Origin of the sequence: Faecalicatena faecalis, from assembly GCF_012524165.2 — a bacterium.
Taxonomy (GTDB): domain Bacteria; phylum Bacillota; class Clostridia; order Lachnospirales; family Lachnospiraceae; genus Faecalicatena_A; species Faecalicatena_A faecalis.
On record NZ_JABACJ020000031.1, the window covers coordinates 1 to 15,582 of the forward strand.

Here is a 15,582-nt window from a genome sequence, read left to right on the forward strand (position 1 = left end):
GGCTGATCTGCGATCGGCATGTGCCGAAACGCGGATTGTATCAAATGAGCTGATGCGCGGTCTAACTGCGCTAAACTGCGGCCTAGGTGGGCCGCAGGCCCGGAATAATCATATGATTATAAATAGAGATGCATTCCTCTGTTTTGTTCAAAGATTTATAGCTTGCCTGAACAATAATCAGTAGATTCAATTTTTCCTGTGATCCACAAGAGAATTTATCACAGTAAGTTTCAAAAATATGTATATTTTCTTCGTGACAGTCTAAGGCTGATAGATATAACATTTTATAAAATAATAATCTAGGTTCAGAAATTAAAGAGAAAAAATCCTCCATTATTTTTAAACACTCATATCCCTCTTGATACAACTCGAATTCATAGCATAAATCTAAAATTTCATAGTAACTACATTTATATGCTTTTACTTCTGTTTTAGTTTTTACTATAAATGCATCTAAAAAAATCCAGGCTGTATCGGGCGAAATATTAGTCAAAATTCCATTTCTTAAATGTGAAATAAGAGTTCCGATTTTTTGCGGATATTTAACCTTATATATTTCTAATAGGGCTAACCATGGTATTTCAGCTACTTCTTGTTCAGTCACAGCAATGCCTTTATATTTTATTAAGTTCATATAATAACTTTCATATCTTTGTAAAGCAATAATATTTGAATTAATTATTTTACGAGCAGAACTATTTTTCCAGGAATCAATAATAGATGCGTGATATATAGTAACAGTATCTGTCACCTTTTTATCTAAAAAGCCTTCATTAGTTAATTCGCAGAAAGATTGTTTTATATCTGATTCTGTAATATCTTTAGGAATGATTTTTTCCAAGATACTTTTTTTGAGCTTTCCATTATTGTGGATTATTATACCTAGGATTAAAAGACTTGTTTCTGATAAGAGTAATAACTTTTTTAATATTTCGTCATCGACCTCACCAGCCACGCATTCATTCCCGATATTAAGATTTGAGGCATGGGCTATAATCTGTAATATATTTCCATTTGGATGTTTATCATAAAAATCTAATATTTTATTACTATATTCATATGAAGACGGAATAATGTTTAGTGCATGAGAAACAACATCTATAATGTATTCTTTTGGAATTTGTTTCAATTCTAATCTTTCAGTTTTTAAATCATTTCTTCGGATATAGTTTTGTAAATCTATTAGTTGCTCTTCTGTAATATTTTTGGTTATAGTATATTCAAATAATAAAAAATGCTTTTTGTATCTAGTAGCATAAATTACATCTAAGATACTTTTCAAAGATGAGTTATCTATATTTTGTATATTATCGATTACCAGAAGAATTCTCTGTGTAGAAAATACATTCTTTAAATAGTTTTTTTTGACATGCATTCCTCTAAGTCCACTATCATATTGTATCATCTCATATGGTCCTAATTTACCAATTTTTCCAATAGACATTTTTATGGTATGCTTTAATATGGATTTGGGCTTGTTTATACAATCTTCAATGTATTGTTTAGTTATGTAATCATTCATTATTTCATCGTGAGAAATATACGTCTCATAATTAATAAAGCTATTATTTATTTCCTTTGATTCTGCATTGATTTCATCAAAAAGTTGATTGAACACTTCCCACTCATTATATTTATTTCCATTATTTTCAGGAACAGTTCGAATACATATTGGTACAATTTCATTGGTATCTATAAGTGATATTATTTTATCAGTTAAGGTAGATTTCCCCACTGCTGTAGTGGCATACAAAAATTGTACAATAGTCGAATCAGCATTATATATTCTCTCCAATATTTCGTTCGATTCATTGTCTCTATCTAAACATGTATCTACCATTGTAAAATTCTCCTTTAGGGTCTTTATGTTATCCATTAAAAAAAGATAACTATATATTATCTTTAGTCTATGGAATCCGACTTTGCTCTGGTAAGAACAATTCTGCATCTCTTCTTTCAATCGTTGAAATGCAGAATTTTGTCGTTAATAAAATTTTGTTACTATCAATAAAGTCAAAAGCCACATTTCATAGTATTACGAGGATGTTTTGTCATCAATATATTATTCTGCTTTGTCATTGATACATTGGTATAGATCTCTGTTGTTTTAATAGAACTATGCCCCAGCAGCTTTTGGATATAACGTATATCAACATCAGCTTCGAGTAATAAGGTCGCAAAGGAATGACGGAACATATGAGGGGTGATATGCATATCAACTCCGGCCAGATTGAGATATTTCACAATCATTGACCGTACGGACTGTTCGGTGAATCTCTGGTGGAGCCGGTTTATAAAAAACCAGCCAGTGGCTATAATATCGTCTTGGAAAACAGTATAGTATTCTAGTAATATTTTCTTTACATCATTATTTGTGACTTGAATCATCCTTTCCTTGGAACCTTTCCCATAGATTGTTATTTTAAATGACGCCAGATCGACCTGCTGAATTTTCAATGTGCATAATTCAGAAATCCTGACGCCAGTAGCAAACAACAGTTCTATTATAGTAATATCCCGTAGAATGGCATTTTGCTGATATTCAGTTCTAGAATGTGAATGATAGTAATACATAGTGGAAAGAAAATCTTCAATGATAGGTTCAGGAATGGTACGTGGTAATATGAGTGGTTCCCGGAACTTTACATTGATTTTATCAAATGGATTCGAATAGATTATCTCTTCATATACTAAATAGTGAAAAAAGGCTTTGAGTGCAGCAATCTTACGTTTAGTTGTTTTGGGCTGGTACTTTTTGTGTAAGGAGGAAATAAATTCGTTGATTGCTGTTTTGTCTGCAAAATTAGGAACAGTCAACATGAATTCATGAAATTGCATCAGATCAATACGATATGCTTTTAGTGTTTTCGAATCTAGTTTTTTTATGTTTTCACAATATTTTAAGTAATCTTTCAGTAATGTTTCTAAATTTTTCATAAGTAATTACTCCTTAGTTTTTCTATCATTATGAATGTTTCACAAATGATTGTCGAGTATCATATTTTGTATTTATACATTCTTTAAAACAAGCTTACATCTGGATTACAAAAGCTGTATTAGTATATGTTTTCCAGTTTTGCCACTAGATATTGTATAAAATTAGATACAAGGGCTTAAATGAGATGAATTATCATTTAAACTCTTGTCTTTTTTTTGACGTAGTGCTATACTATGCGAGGAAAAAAGGATAACCCTATTTACTAAAGGAGGATTTTTAAATATGGCACAGTACGAGCAGTGGGAAGGCTTCCAGGGAAGACTCTGGAAAGATGACATTAATGTACGTGATTTTATTCAGCACAACTATACACCTTATGATGGAGATGAAAGTTTCCTGGCAGATCCGACAGAAGCTACTAACAAACTTTGGGGAAAATTAAAAGAGCTTCAGAAGGAAGAGCGTGCCAAGGGCGGAGTCCTGGATATGGAGACAGAGGTTGTTTCCGGTCTGACAGCTTATGGCCCGGGATATATTGATGAAGAGATGAAGGAACTGGAGAAGGTGGTAGGTCTCCAGACTGACAAGCCGTTAAAGAGAGCTTTCATGCCATACGGCGGTATCAAGATGGCAGAGCAGGCATGCACGACTTATGGATATCAGCCAAGCGAAAAGCTGCATGAGATTTTTACAAAGTATCATAAGACACACAACCAGGGCGTTTTTGATATCTACACACCGGAAATGAAGAAAGCCCGTCACAATAAGATCATCACAGGACTTCCGGACACATACGGAAGAGGACGTATTGTTGGTGATTACCGTCGTGTTGCTCTGTACGGAATCGACCACCTGATTGAGAAGAAAATGGTAGATTTTGATGAGACAGAGAGACATGGAATGAAGGGAACAGACTTCCGTCTCAGAGAGGAAGTTGCGGATCAGCTCAAGGCCCTGAAAGAAATGAAGGAGATGGCAGCAGTTTACGGATATGACATTTCCAAGCCGGCAAAGGATGCGAAAGAAGCAGTACAGTGGCTGTATTTCGGATACCTTGCTGCAATCAAGACACAGAACGGTGCGGCAATGAGTGTCGGAAGAATTTCTACATTCCTTGACATCTATATTCAGAGAGATCTGGAAAAAGGAATTCTGACTGAGGATGAGGCACAGGAATTAATCGACCACATGGTCATGAAATTCAGAATGGTGAAATTCGCGAGAGTTCCTTCCTATAACGAACTGTTCTCAGGTGACCCGGTATGGGCAACTCTGGAAGTAGGCGGACTTGGACAGGACGGACGTTCTATGGTAACAAAGAATGACTACCGTTTCCTGCACACACTGGAGAACATGGGACCGTCACCGGAACCGAACCTGACCGTATTATATTCCTCACGTCTGCCGGAGACATTTAAGAAATATGCATCCCACATCTCTATCACAACAAGTTCCATCCAGTATGAGAACGACGATGTGATGCGTCCGGTATGGGGCGATGATTATTCCATCTGCTGCTGTGTATCTGCAACACAGACAGGTAAGGAAATTCAGTTCTTCGGAGCTCGTGCGAACCTTGCAAAATGCCTTCTGTACGCAATCAACGGCGGTGTAGATGTGAAGACAAGAGAACAGGTAGCACCAGCTTACAAGCCGGTAACTTCCGAGTATCTTGACTTCGACGAAGTCATGGACAAATATGACAAGATGATGGACTGGTTGTCCAAACTGTATGTAGATACACTGAACATGATTCACTACATGCATGATAAGTATTATTATGAAGCAGCAGAAATGGCTCTGATCGATACAGATGTGAGACGTACATTTGCAACAGGTATCGCAGGATTTTCACACGTGGTAGACTCCTTAAGTGCAATCAAGTATGCAAAAGTAAAAGTAATCCGTGACGAGACAGGAATCGCTGTAGATTATGAGACAGAGGGAGATTTCCCAAGATACGGAAATGATGATGACCGAGCAGATGAGATTGCAGTATGGCTGTTAAAGACCTTCATGGGCAAACTGAAAAAATGCCACACTTACAGAAATTCAGAGCCTACGACCTCTATCCTTACAATTACATCTAACGTTGTATATGGTAAGGCTACAGGATCACTTCCAGATGGAAGAAAAGCAGGAGAGCCTCTTGCACCGGGTGCAAACCCATCCTACGGTGCAGAGCAGAATGGACTTCTCGCATCACTGAACTCCGTTGCGAAGCTTCCATATGAAGAAGCGCTGGATGGTATTTCTAATACACAGACCATCAATCCGGGAGCATTGGGACATGATGATCAGGAGAGAATCGACAACCTGACACACGTTCTGGACGGATACTTTGATCAGGGAGCACATCACCTGAATGTGAATGTATTCGGTAAGGAAAAACTGATCGATGCTATGGAGCATCCAGAGAAGGAAGAGTATGCAAACTTCACGATCCGTGTATCTGGATATGCTGTTAAATTCATCGACCTGACACGTGAGCAGCAGATGGATGTTATCTCCAGAACATGCCACGGAAGTATGTAATAAAAGATATTAAGAAAAAGAAATTATAAAGTTAACAAAGAAACGTTTCACAACGAGGTGTTATTATGACAGAGCAGAAAGAACTTAAGGGATATATTCATTCCCTGGAAAGTTTTGGCTCTGTAGATGGACCCGGTGTCCGGTATGTGGTCTTTATGAGCGGCTGTGCGATGCGCTGCCAGTTCTGTCACAACCCGGATACATGGAATATGCAGACCGGTACGCCTTATACGGCGGACGAGCTGCTGAAACAAGCTAAGAAATACCGCTCTTACTGGGGAAGTAAGGGCGGTATTACAGTAAGTGGGGGAGAACCCCTTCTGCAGATTGATTTTGTGACAGAGTTTTTCAGAAAAGCCAAAGCAGAGGGCATCCATACGACACTGGATACAAGCGGGAATCCATTTACGAGAGAAGAGCCGTTTTTCGGAAAGTTTCAGAAATTAATGAAGTATACAGATCTGGTCATGCTGGACATCAAGCATATTGATGATGAGCAGCATCAGATTTTGACAGGATGTACGAACCAGAATATATTGGATCTGGCGTCCTATCTCTCCGAGATTCACAAAGCTGTCTGGATCAGGCATGTCCTGGTGCCGGGAAGAAGTGACAACGATGAATATTTGATGAAACTGAATGAGTTTATTCAGACATTAGACGATGTCGAGAAGGTGGAAGTACTGCCGTATCATACGCTGGGAACCTTTAAATGGAAGGAACTCGGCCTCAAATATCCGCTCGAAGGCGTGGAGCCGCCGAGTAAGGAACGGATAGAGAATGCAGAGAAATTGTTACATGTGAACAAAAATGAGAGAACCGGTGCTTAGATTATAAAGAAATTATATGCACATATAGTAATTGTGAACAAATCGTGAAATGCGTATGAAATGAAGCTTGTATATGACAGATAGAAATATTAAAATATACATTAGGAGCATTTTAACGTTTTTAGTTCGGGAGGGCATATGAAAAAGAAATGTAGAGCATGGATGGCTCTGTCATTGGTACTTAGTATGATGGTTGGAATGCAGGTCCAGGCAGAGGAACCGAAAGAGGAAGCGCAGATCAGTATGACTGCATTTGAGGGAACGGATCTGAATCAGGTAAAGGCAGGAGACACGGTGAAGTTCCATATCAGCATGAGCAACACGACGGAGGATGATTTGTCGGGAGCCAGACTTGTGGTGACAGCAAAAAGCACAGATGGGCAACCAGCAGGTGATGTTGTGATTCCAGAAGAAGGGAATTCAGCGAATCTTGGAGATAGGGCGAATGGCAATATGAAAGGCATTACATCAGCTGTTGTAATAGATTTTCGTCCAAGTACCAACATTAGTGATGCGGTTGTGTCTGTTAAAGTGGCAGAGGATATGGCGGGAAAACCGGTTGAAGTGAATGCCTTCTTAAGTGTGGACAATGGAGAACCTGAGAAACCGACCGTATCTAATTTTGCACAGACAGCTTTTACGGTCATGGAGGAGGCAGATGTGGCTTTAGAGCCTGTACTTACTTTAGAAGCAGTGTCAGATGTTGATTTCAGTAAGGGAGTTACGAAGGATGTGCCCTTTAAGATTACAGTTAAGCTTACAAATTCGGGCAATATCGTACTTCATAATATCCAGGTAGATACGGCATATTCAGACAAAACACCGGACTTTATGGAAGAGAAAGATTTTCTGAAATTAGGTTCCATTGTTTCCAAAGGGGATTTTACAATCTTAGATGATGGAAGCGGGTATCTTTCACAATTAGAAGTGGGAGCTTCAAAGGAGCTGACATTTGAGTGTAAGATTCCGAAAGACTATGCGCATGAGCAAGTGAATTTATTCCTTGCAGCAGGAGCATTTGAAGCCGAGAACCTGGAAGGTGATCCTGTAGCACAAGATATGTCTGTTCTGAATTGTAAAGTTTTGGCACAGCAGCCGGTTCCGACACCGGATTCAAAGCCAACACCTGGTATAAAACCAAATCCAGGAACACCGCCGAAAACAGAACCTACACTAGAAATAAAACCAGTGGTTAAGCCAGCAAAGGTCCAGTCAGTAAAAAAAGCTGCAAAGTCTCCGCAGACTGGTGATGAATCTCAGATGACAGTCTGGATGATACTAATGTTGGGTGCAGGAGGCACTGCAATATCAGTTCTAAAGAAGAGACCCGATTTTATGAATCGTTAATGATTTGCAAGAGAATTGCAGTTATTAAAATTACTGAGAATGAATTTATTTTATGAAAAAGGATGGTGAAGTTTACCATCCTTTTTGATTGCTTAAAGATAATGAAAATGTTACTATAATGGTAGGAAAAAAGTTACTTACGTGTGATTGAGAAAAGGTAGACAGGGTACATAAAATGAGAAGAGCCAAGCAGAAAAAAAGTTTGAAGACCCAATTGAAGCGTATGGTCGTCGGTCCTGTACTTTGTGTGGGCCTGGTAGTTTTGTTTATCTCTGTCTCCGCTCTCTATAAATCTATGACCGACGAGACACGGGATGGTCTTTTGAATCTCTCCCATCAATTAAAAGAATATTGTAACATTATGGGGGAAGGTGAATACTCTTTAGAGGATGGTGTTCTATTAAAGGGAGGTGTCCCCTTTGGTAAGGATAATAAGATTGTAGACCAGGTCCATGAGATTTCAGGAATTGATGCAACTATTTTTTTTGAAGGCAAAAGAAGACTTACGACAATCAGAAATGAGGACGGAAGCCGTGCGGTTGGAACAGAGGCCGCGAAAAAAGTGCAGAAGAAAGTCCTTATAGAAGGGGAGGATTATTTTTCCTCCCATGTACTTGTAAATGGAGAGTCTTATTATGGATATTATACACCGCTTCAAAATCCAGACGGGGAAATTGTCGGAATGGTATTTGTGGGAAAAGCCAGAAGTACTTTGATGAAGACGTTATTTAGTCTGAGTATTACCATATGTCTGGTGGTGCTGCTGGTCAGTGCAATTATGTTGAAAAAATCGCTGCACTATGCAGGAAGTGTCACTGCGGCCTTGAATCAAACCAAGGAATTTCTGGAAAGGGCGGCACGAGGTGAGATCGGGGAGACATTGAATGACGAACTCTTAGCACGTGAAGACGAACTGGGGGAGATGGGGAGATTTGCGCTGATTCTTCAGGAGGAAGTAACAGAGATGGTCGGGACAGATTCCCTGACTGGATTGTATAATCGTCGCAGTTTTAATGAGGTATTGGCCAATGCGTTGGAAGAGTGTAGGAAACATGACAGGATTTTTACAGTTGCAATTGGCGACATAGACGGTTTCAAGAAGATCAACGATACCTTTGGGCATATGGCAGGAGATCAGGTTCTACGGGAATTGGCGTGGCTGTTCAAGAGCCATATGGAGAAGAAAGGTTTTGTTGCACGCTGGGGCGGGGAGGAATTTCTCTTTTTGTACGAGAATGTGGATAAAGATGGAGCTATCAGATATCTGGACGAATTGATGCAGTCCATCCGGGCTCAGCGAATTCACTACCATGGGCAGGTCATTCCGGTCAGGATGACCCTTGGGGTTACAGAGTGCAGAAAGGTAGATAATCTGGATGATATCGTATCAAGGGCTGATAGGCGGCTGTATTGTGGGAAGTCGGAAGGAAAAGACCGGATCATTTGCAAAGGGGCTTGACCCCTTTGCTGTCCGTAAAAATATTGAAGTTAACATTTATATATCGGATTTTGAGAAGATTGATAGATGCAGCCTGCTTTAGAAATAGTCTTTATCCGGTTACGACCCCAAGGGTTTCCAGTTCTGCCACTGCTTTCTCATAAGATGTAAAATGAATGCCATGTATCCCCAGAGCCTTTGCAGCCTCGACATTAGGAAGGCTGTCATCCAAAAATACAGCTTCTTCAGGATGGATCTGATAACGTTCAAGTAGTGTTTTATAGATCATCGGTTCGGGCTTAATTAACTTTTCACGGTAGGAGAGGATGCCGCCGTCCGTAAATTCTAAGAAACTCAATTCTTTCTGTGTATGCTCATACATATATTCCCCATAATTAGAAAGGACATAGACATGAAAGCCCGCCTCTTTCAATGATTTGATCCAGGAAATGGCATATGGAAACTGGTGGATGCATCCGCCTACGTCCTTTAGCACTTCTTTAAGTTCTTGCTCATATTCAGGTGCTTTCTGGACAAACATTTCAACCAGCTGTTCATGAGAGAGCGCCCCTCTATCGAATTCATTCCACTCAGGGCTTAAAAACAGGACGTCGGCCAGAAGCTTCTTCGTCTCTGCTGGGTATGGGAAGGTGTCCAGGTAAGCCTTCCAGTTATATTCTGCCAATACATTACCGATATCAAAAATAATCGTTTTTATCATAAAGTACGTCACCTCCATTAGTTTCTTTTATGTATGTAATTATATTACCTGAAAATCAATGAAAAGGAAAGAAGAACATCAAAGGGGGCCGACCTCTTTGCTTACGTTCTGCACTTTTCAAGAAATGCGCAGGTTTTCGCCAGTACTTCTTTTGCTGCGAAGCCTTTCTGTTCATCAAATTCGTGTACGCTGCCGCCAGCCGTGTGCAGTTGTGCCCTGGGCAGGAGTTCAGCCAGCCGCTTGGACTCCATATAGGGGACATCCAAGTCTCGCAGGCTGTGTGCGAGGAAGGTAGGGGGATACTGGGAAAAGTCTGTCTGTCCCCGGAAGGAATAATTTAGGTAAAAGTCTTTTTCTCTTCCTTTATGAAAACAGGACAGCCATGTGCCACTCCTTCTCGCATCTGCATAGAGGGCGTAGCGCTGTTTTCGCGGTGCCTGTGTACAGACTTCTTTTTCTGCTGTATGGTACATGGACGTTGTATCCAGAACGTTCAGCGCTGAGGCAAGCTTCTGATAATGTGGTGCCGGGTACTGGTACCAGCCGTCCTCGAGGAAGGTGTATCCATAATAGGAGAGGATTCCTGCGGGTTTCTGTGCGAATTCTTTCTTTCCGGCAAGAAGGCAGAGATAGGCTCCGGCCGACCGTCCGAATAAATAGTATGGAAGAATCTGTCCGAAGAGCTGTGTCTGTTTTTTTAAGTACCAGTTCACCGAGAAACAAACGTCTTCCATGATATCGCAGATTTTGGAGGCTGGCCCCAGCCGGTAATCAAAGGCGATGACTGCATAGCCCTGGTTTAAAAAAGTACAGATGTGTGTATCCGGCAGGTCATGTCTGTGTCCGAAGACAAGTCCGCCTCCATGAAAGTACAGCAGCACGCCTTTATATAGAAAAGATTCCTCTCCCTTTCGATAGACTGTAGCCTCCAGAGGAACACCGGGGTGGTTCAGAGTGACGGAAGTCGTTTTGTAAGTATCCATGATAACAATCTCCTTTCTCCTGATTTCTTTTATAACTTACCGCTAATGTGCTGACATGATCCAACAGTTGAACAATATTATGCCCGAAATGGATACATATTTTATAGTATATCTTATAGAAAATGAACGGACTATTCTACACATTATAAAATTCTATTATCTAGTTTGTATAATATATATTTCTGAAAACAAAGTCTTTGTGCAATTCAGACAAAAAATAAAAACCTTCTTGTCCACACCTACCAATGTATTACTATCTCAAATTCGATATGATGAAATCACAAAAACAAAGGAGGCGTACACAACATGAGTATCACGGTAGAAGAGATAAAAAATGTCCTGGATTGGATTTCTGAATTTGGCAAAGATGAGACCGGCGGAATGACAAGATTACTTTATACAGAAAGTTGGATGAATGCGCAGCAGGCATTGAAGGGAAAATTTGAGGAACTCGGTATGGAGACTTGCTTTGATGCGGTCGGTAATCTAAAGGGCACACTTACAGGTACAGAGGACGGCGCAGGCACAGTTGCCACAGGCTCCCATGTGGATACCGTTGTGAATGGCGGTAAGCTTGACGGACAGTTAGGAATCATCGGCGGATACATCGCAATTAAGCATCTGTTTGAAACATACGGAAGACCCAAGAAGAATCTGGCCGTCCTTTCCATCGCAGAAGAGGAGGGAAGCCGTTTCCCGTCAGTGTTCTGGGGAAGCAAGAACTTATTCGGAATCGCCAGTGAAGAAGAGGTCATGAACATCGAGGATATCGACGGAGTACGTTTTACAGACGCAATGCATCAATGTGGATTTGACTTCGCGGATGGAAATCCATCCCTCCTGGCAGACACGAAGCAGTTCGTAGAGTTACATATTGAGCAGGGCAACACCCTGGAAATGGAACAGAAGTCTGTGGGAATCATCAACGGAATCGTTGGACAGAAGCGCTACAATATTTTTCTAAAAGGGGAAGCGAACCACGCAGGAACGACCCTCATGAAGTACAGGCACGATGTCATTCAAGTCTATGCCAAGATCGTAACCGAAGCGGTAGCTGCGGCAAAAGAAGTGGGAGATCCGCTGGTACTGACTTTTGGAAAGATCAATGTCAAACCAAATGTAGTCAATGTCGTTCCAGGAGAAGCTATTTTCACAATGGACGTAAGACATACAGACGGGGAGATTCTGAACAGCTTCACCAGGAAAGTCGAAGAACTAATGAAAGAAAAGGCGAAAGAGGAAGGTGTTGAGATCGAGATCGACTGCTGGATGGATGAGAAACCAGTACCGATGAATGATAAGATGATTGCAGTAATCGAAGAAGCATGTAAGGAAAAGGGATTGAATTACCGGATTATGCATAGCGGTGCAGGACATGACTCCCAGATCATCGCTCCGAGAATTCCGACCGGAATGATCTTCGTACCAAGCATTCGGGGAATCAGCCACAACCCTGCGGAGGACACGAAGCTCAAAGACATCCTGCAGGGAATCGAAGCGCTGGAGCTTACGTTATATAAACTGGCTTATTAAAAGAGAAAGGACAGGAGGAATATGAAAGAGAAAACAAAAGCATTGCCTGAAAATTATTGGAAAACTATTGTGTTTACATTCTGTGTCGGCTGGGTAGTCATCTGGATCTACCGTTCCATGCTCTCACCGGTGTACACAGAGATCCAGGGAACCATCGGAGCACAGTCAAACGCGGCAATGGGATTGATCGCGAGCTGTTACTTCTTCGGATATACTGCACTGCAGATTCCATCCGGTTTCTTGGTAGACCGGTTCGGACAGAAGCGGGTTCTGATTCCCGGATTCCTCGTATTCGCAGCAGGAGCAGCAAGTGTTGGTTTTGCACAGAATCTGACCATGCTTTATCTTGGGAGCGTTCTGGCTGGTGTGGGTTGCGGAACCTACTATGGAGCAGCATTTTCACTGACAGCGGAACATGTAAAGCCGGAAAAGAAAGGCATTGGAACAGCGATTGTAAACAGCGGCTCAGCAGTCGGTATGATTCTTGGAATGACAGGCTCCAGTTTCCTTGTAAAGACACTGCGTCTGCCATGGCAGGTCATGGCGGGAGTATCCACGACACTGATTATCCTGCTTGTTATCTGGTTCGCGGTTGCCATCAAGGACAACATGCATGAAAAGAGAAACAACAAACGGGCGGAAGTGAAAAAGTCAGCGGATCAGACAGCAGCACCAGGGAAAAAGTCCATGTTCAGCCTGGGAATGGTATCATGCTATATTCTCTACTTTACCACATGCTACGCATATTACCTGATCGTGACCTGGCTTCCGAAATTCCTGGAGGATGAAAGAGGAATTACAGGCGGACTCATTGGACTGATTGTGTCCATGATCTCCGTGACGGCAGTACCCGGAGCATTATATTTCGCAAGGCTGTCCGATAAAAAGCGCAACAAAAAGGCACTCATCATCATCGGACTAGAGCTGGCGGCCTTCGCACTTGTGGCGCTGTCCATGCTGATGCCGAACGCGGCAATGCTCTCAGCGATCCTTTTACTGTACGGTTTCCTCGGTAAAATGGCAGTCGACCCGGTCCTGATCTCTTATGTATCAGACAAGGCTGACCCAAGGAATACCGCGACAACACTTGGAGTATTCAACTTCTTTGGCATGTCATCCTCCATCGTGGCACCGGCACTGACAGGATTTATTATCGACAAGACAGGTTCAGGAGAACTTGGATTCTATATCGGAGCAGCACTGCTTTTGTGTGGAACCGCTTTATTCTTCTGCTTTAATGCGAGAAATCTCGCAGTAAAAAAGGCACAGGCGACCTGTGTATAGAGAAACACCAAAGTAACAAGATAACGGCAAAGTACCAAAATAACAGATATCAAACATTGAAATTAAGAAAATCAAACAGATTCAGGAGGAGAAGATTATGAGTTATTTAAACAATGTGACAGGAACAAGAGAGGACATCCTTACAACCAGGTCCGTAATGAAGAGAGGCAGCTATGCAATTCTGGAGCCGGATGGACTGGTCAAGAATATGATTCCGGGATTTGAAAAATGTGCAGTGACAATCATGGCTTCACCGAAGCTTGGTGCATCCTTCGTAGATTACCTCGTAACGGCAGAGCCGGGCGGGGGCAATACAAAAGGCTTTGGAAACCCGGGGGAAGAGATTTTCTTCTATGTGTTTGAAGGAAAAGTAAAAGTCTGGAATGAAGACAAAGAAGCAGAAGTGACAGACGGCGGTTATATCTATTGTCCAGAGGGCAAGAAGCTGTACTTTGAGAACATTGGTGATACAGATGCGAGAGCGTTTTTATACAAAAGACTCTATGACAGAGTGGAAGGCTATGAGGCTTATACAGTGATTGGAAATATCAACGATGTACCGTGGTCCTATTATGAGGGAATGGAGGATGTGCTTGTGAAAGACTTCCTGCCGGCTGCAACAGATCTTGGATTTGACATGAACTTCCATATCCTTGCTTTCAAACAGGGAGCATGCCACGGCTATATCGAGACACATTTCCAGGAGCACGGCGCTTATGTTTACTCCGGCCAGGGTGTCTATAATCTGGAGAATGACTGGGTACCGGTAAAGAAGGGAGATTATTTGTTTATGGGCGCTTACTGTCTGCAGGCTGCATACGGAGTCGGACGTGGGGAAGATTTCGCTTACATTTATTCGAAAGACTGTAATAGAGACGTGAGACTGTAAAAATCAGGGAAGACAGGAGGAAAAAGAGATGAAATTAAATAGAGAAGAATTAAAGGGATTGATGAAAACGAAGTTTGTACGTGCAGGTTTAAAAGACGAGCATGCGGATACCATGGCAGAGGTGTTGACCTGGTCAGATGAGAGAGGCATCCATTCACACGGTGCTGTGAGAGTGGAATATTATACAGAACGTATTGCAAAGGGCGGAATGACAGCAGATCCGAAGATGACATTCGAACAGACCGGACCGTGCAGCGGTTTATTTGACGGTGACAACGGATGCGGATATGTAGTTGCATCTGAGGGAATGAAGGAAGCTATTCGTATGGCAAAGGAAAACGGAATTGCAGTGGTCGGCATGAAGAACATGTCACACAGCGGAAGCCTTGGATATTATGTGGAAATGGCAGCCAAGGAGGATTTAGTGTCCATCTCCATGTGCCAGTCAGATCCGATGGTCATCCCGTTCGGCGGTGCAGAGCCATATTACGGAACAAACCCGATTGCATTCGGCGCACCGACAGCAGATGAGAGAAGAGTCATCTTTGATATGGCAACTACGGTTCAGGCTTGGGGCAAAGTGCTCTACGCACGTTCCAGAAAGGCTCCGATCCCAGATACATGGGCAGTAGATGAGGATGGCAATCCGACCACAGATTCCATGAAAGTTAACGCACTCGTTCCGATTGCAGGCGCAAAGGGATACGGCCTGATGATGCTGGTGGATGTGCTGTCTGGTGTGATGACAGGCGTACCGTTCGGAAAACATGTCAGCTCTATGTATGATGACCTTTCCAAAGGAAGAGAATTAGGACAGCTTCACATTGTGATCGATCCGTCCAGATTCGTTCCGATGGAGCAGTTCAAGGCAAATATGTCGCAGGTTCTGAATGAACTGTCAGAATCTAAGCCTGCCAAAGGATACGATAAGGTATACTATCCAGGCGAGAGAGGGCTGCTTCGGAAGGCAAATTATGAGGAGAATGGCGGTATTGAGATTGTAGACGATATTTACCAGTATCTGATCAGTGATGATCTGCATTACGACAGATACGACCACAAGAACAGATTCGCAGAATAGGAG

General features: G+C 42.0%; 12 protein-coding genes. 8 read left to right on the forward strand and 4 right to left on the reverse strand.

The window, feature by feature from the left end:
• Nucleotides 1–82: 82 nt before the first annotated feature.
• Nucleotides 83–1,840 carry a hypothetical protein gene (locus HGO97_RS21145; RefSeq protein ID WP_216244995.1) on the reverse strand — a complete coding sequence of 586 codons (1,758 nt, stop codon included), beginning with the start codon at nucleotides 1,838–1,840 and terminating at the stop codon, nucleotides 83–85.
• 173 nt (nucleotides 1,841–2,013) lie between these two features.
• Complete coding sequence (locus tag HGO97_RS21150) at nucleotides 2,014–2,937, reverse strand: tyrosine-type recombinase/integrase (RefSeq protein ID WP_216244996.1); 924 nt, start codon at nucleotides 2,935–2,937, stop codon at nucleotides 2,014–2,016.
• 283 nt (nucleotides 2,938–3,220) lie between these two features.
• On the opposite strand from HGO97_RS21150, the gene pflB reads away from it, so the two are divergent.
• From pflB to HGO97_RS21170, 4 genes are all read left to right on the forward strand, one after another.
• Nucleotides 3,221–5,473, forward strand: coding sequence for a formate C-acetyltransferase (gene pflB / locus HGO97_RS21155; protein WP_216244997.1), 2,253 nt, complete (start codon nucleotides 3,221–3,223; stop codon nucleotides 5,471–5,473).
• Nucleotides 5,474–5,538: 65 nt separating this feature from the next.
• Nucleotides 5,539–6,303 (forward strand): pyruvate formate-lyase-activating protein, encoded by a 765-nt coding sequence (gene pflA, locus HGO97_RS21160; RefSeq protein ID WP_216244998.1) that lies wholly within the window; start codon nucleotides 5,539–5,541, stop codon nucleotides 6,301–6,303.
• Between the two features lie 138 nt (nucleotides 6,304–6,441).
• Entirely contained in the window at nucleotides 6,442–7,650 is a 1,209-nt protein-coding gene (locus tag HGO97_RS21165) for a hypothetical protein (protein ID WP_216244999.1), read from the forward strand.
• 175 nt (nucleotides 7,651–7,825) lie between these two features.
• Nucleotides 7,826–9,109, forward strand: a complete 1,284-nt coding sequence (locus tag HGO97_RS21170; RefSeq protein WP_216245000.1) for a diguanylate cyclase — start codon at nucleotides 7,826–7,828, stop codon at nucleotides 9,107–9,109.
• Between the two features lie 91 nt (nucleotides 9,110–9,200).
• Here the strand turns inward: HGO97_RS21170 and HGO97_RS21175 are convergent, their stop codons facing one another.
• Nucleotides 9,201–9,809 carry an HAD family hydrolase gene (locus HGO97_RS21175; RefSeq protein ID WP_216245001.1) on the reverse strand — a complete coding sequence of 203 codons (609 nt, stop codon included), beginning with the start codon at nucleotides 9,807–9,809 and terminating at the stop codon, nucleotides 9,201–9,203.
• A 101-nt stretch (nucleotides 9,810–9,910) separates the two neighbouring features.
• Complete coding sequence (locus tag HGO97_RS21180; protein ID WP_216245002.1) at nucleotides 9,911–10,792, reverse strand: alpha/beta hydrolase; 882 nt, start codon at nucleotides 10,790–10,792, stop codon at nucleotides 9,911–9,913.
• A 306-nt stretch (nucleotides 10,793–11,098) separates the two neighbouring features.
• On the opposite strand from HGO97_RS21180, the gene allC reads away from it, so the two are divergent.
• The 4 genes from allC to allD all read left to right on the forward strand — a co-directional run bounded on the left by allC (nucleotide 11,099) and on the right by allD (nucleotide 15,579).
• Complete coding sequence (gene allC, locus HGO97_RS21185; RefSeq protein WP_216245004.1) at nucleotides 11,099–12,325, forward strand: allantoate deiminase; 1,227 nt, start codon at nucleotides 11,099–11,101, stop codon at nucleotides 12,323–12,325.
• 21 nt (nucleotides 12,326–12,346) lie between these two features.
• Nucleotides 12,347–13,609, forward strand: coding sequence for an MFS transporter (locus tag HGO97_RS21190; RefSeq protein ID WP_216245006.1), 1,263 nt, complete (start codon nucleotides 12,347–12,349; stop codon nucleotides 13,607–13,609).
• Between the two features lie 97 nt (nucleotides 13,610–13,706).
• Nucleotides 13,707–14,498 carry a (S)-ureidoglycine aminohydrolase gene (gene allE / locus HGO97_RS21195; protein WP_216245008.1) on the forward strand — a complete coding sequence of 264 codons (792 nt, stop codon included), beginning with the start codon at nucleotides 13,707–13,709 and terminating at the stop codon, nucleotides 14,496–14,498.
• Nucleotides 14,499–14,526: 28 nt separating this feature from the next.
• On the forward strand, nucleotides 14,527–15,579 hold the full coding sequence (gene allD / locus HGO97_RS21200; protein WP_216245010.1) for an ureidoglycolate dehydrogenase: 1,053 nt from the start codon (nucleotides 14,527–14,529) through the stop codon (nucleotides 15,577–15,579).
• Nucleotides 15,580–15,582 lie beyond the last annotated feature (3 nt).

Coding starts and splice junctions, on each gene's coding strand:
- HGO97_RS21145 (WP_216244995.1), bottom strand. CDS start 1,840: ATGGTAGATACATGTTTAGATAGAGACAATGAATCGAACGAAATATTG.
- HGO97_RS21150 (WP_216244996.1), bottom strand. CDS start 2,937: ATGAAAAATTTAGAAACATTACTGAAAGATTACTTAAAATATTGTGAA.
- pflB (WP_216244997.1), top strand. CDS start 3,221: ATGGCACAGTACGAGCAGTGGGAAGGCTTCCAGGGAAGACTCTGGAAA.
- pflA (WP_216244998.1), top strand. CDS start 5,539: ATGACAGAGCAGAAAGAACTTAAGGGATATATTCATTCCCTGGAAAGT.
- HGO97_RS21165 (WP_216244999.1), top strand. CDS start 6,442: ATGAAAAAGAAATGTAGAGCATGGATGGCTCTGTCATTGGTACTTAGT.
- HGO97_RS21170 (WP_216245000.1), top strand. CDS start 7,826: ATGAGAAGAGCCAAGCAGAAAAAAAGTTTGAAGACCCAATTGAAGCGT.
- HGO97_RS21175 (WP_216245001.1), bottom strand. CDS start 9,809: ATGATAAAAACGATTATTTTTGATATCGGTAATGTATTGGCAGAATAT.
- HGO97_RS21180 (WP_216245002.1), bottom strand. CDS start 10,792: ATGGATACTTACAAAACGACTTCCGTCACTCTGAACCACCCCGGTGTT.
- allC (WP_216245004.1), top strand. CDS start 11,099: ATGAGTATCACGGTAGAAGAGATAAAAAATGTCCTGGATTGGATTTCT.
- HGO97_RS21190 (WP_216245006.1), top strand. CDS start 12,347: ATGAAAGAGAAAACAAAAGCATTGCCTGAAAATTATTGGAAAACTATT.
- allE (WP_216245008.1), top strand. CDS start 13,707: ATGAGTTATTTAAACAATGTGACAGGAACAAGAGAGGACATCCTTACA.
- allD (WP_216245010.1), top strand. CDS start 14,527: ATGAAATTAAATAGAGAAGAATTAAAGGGATTGATGAAAACGAAGTTT.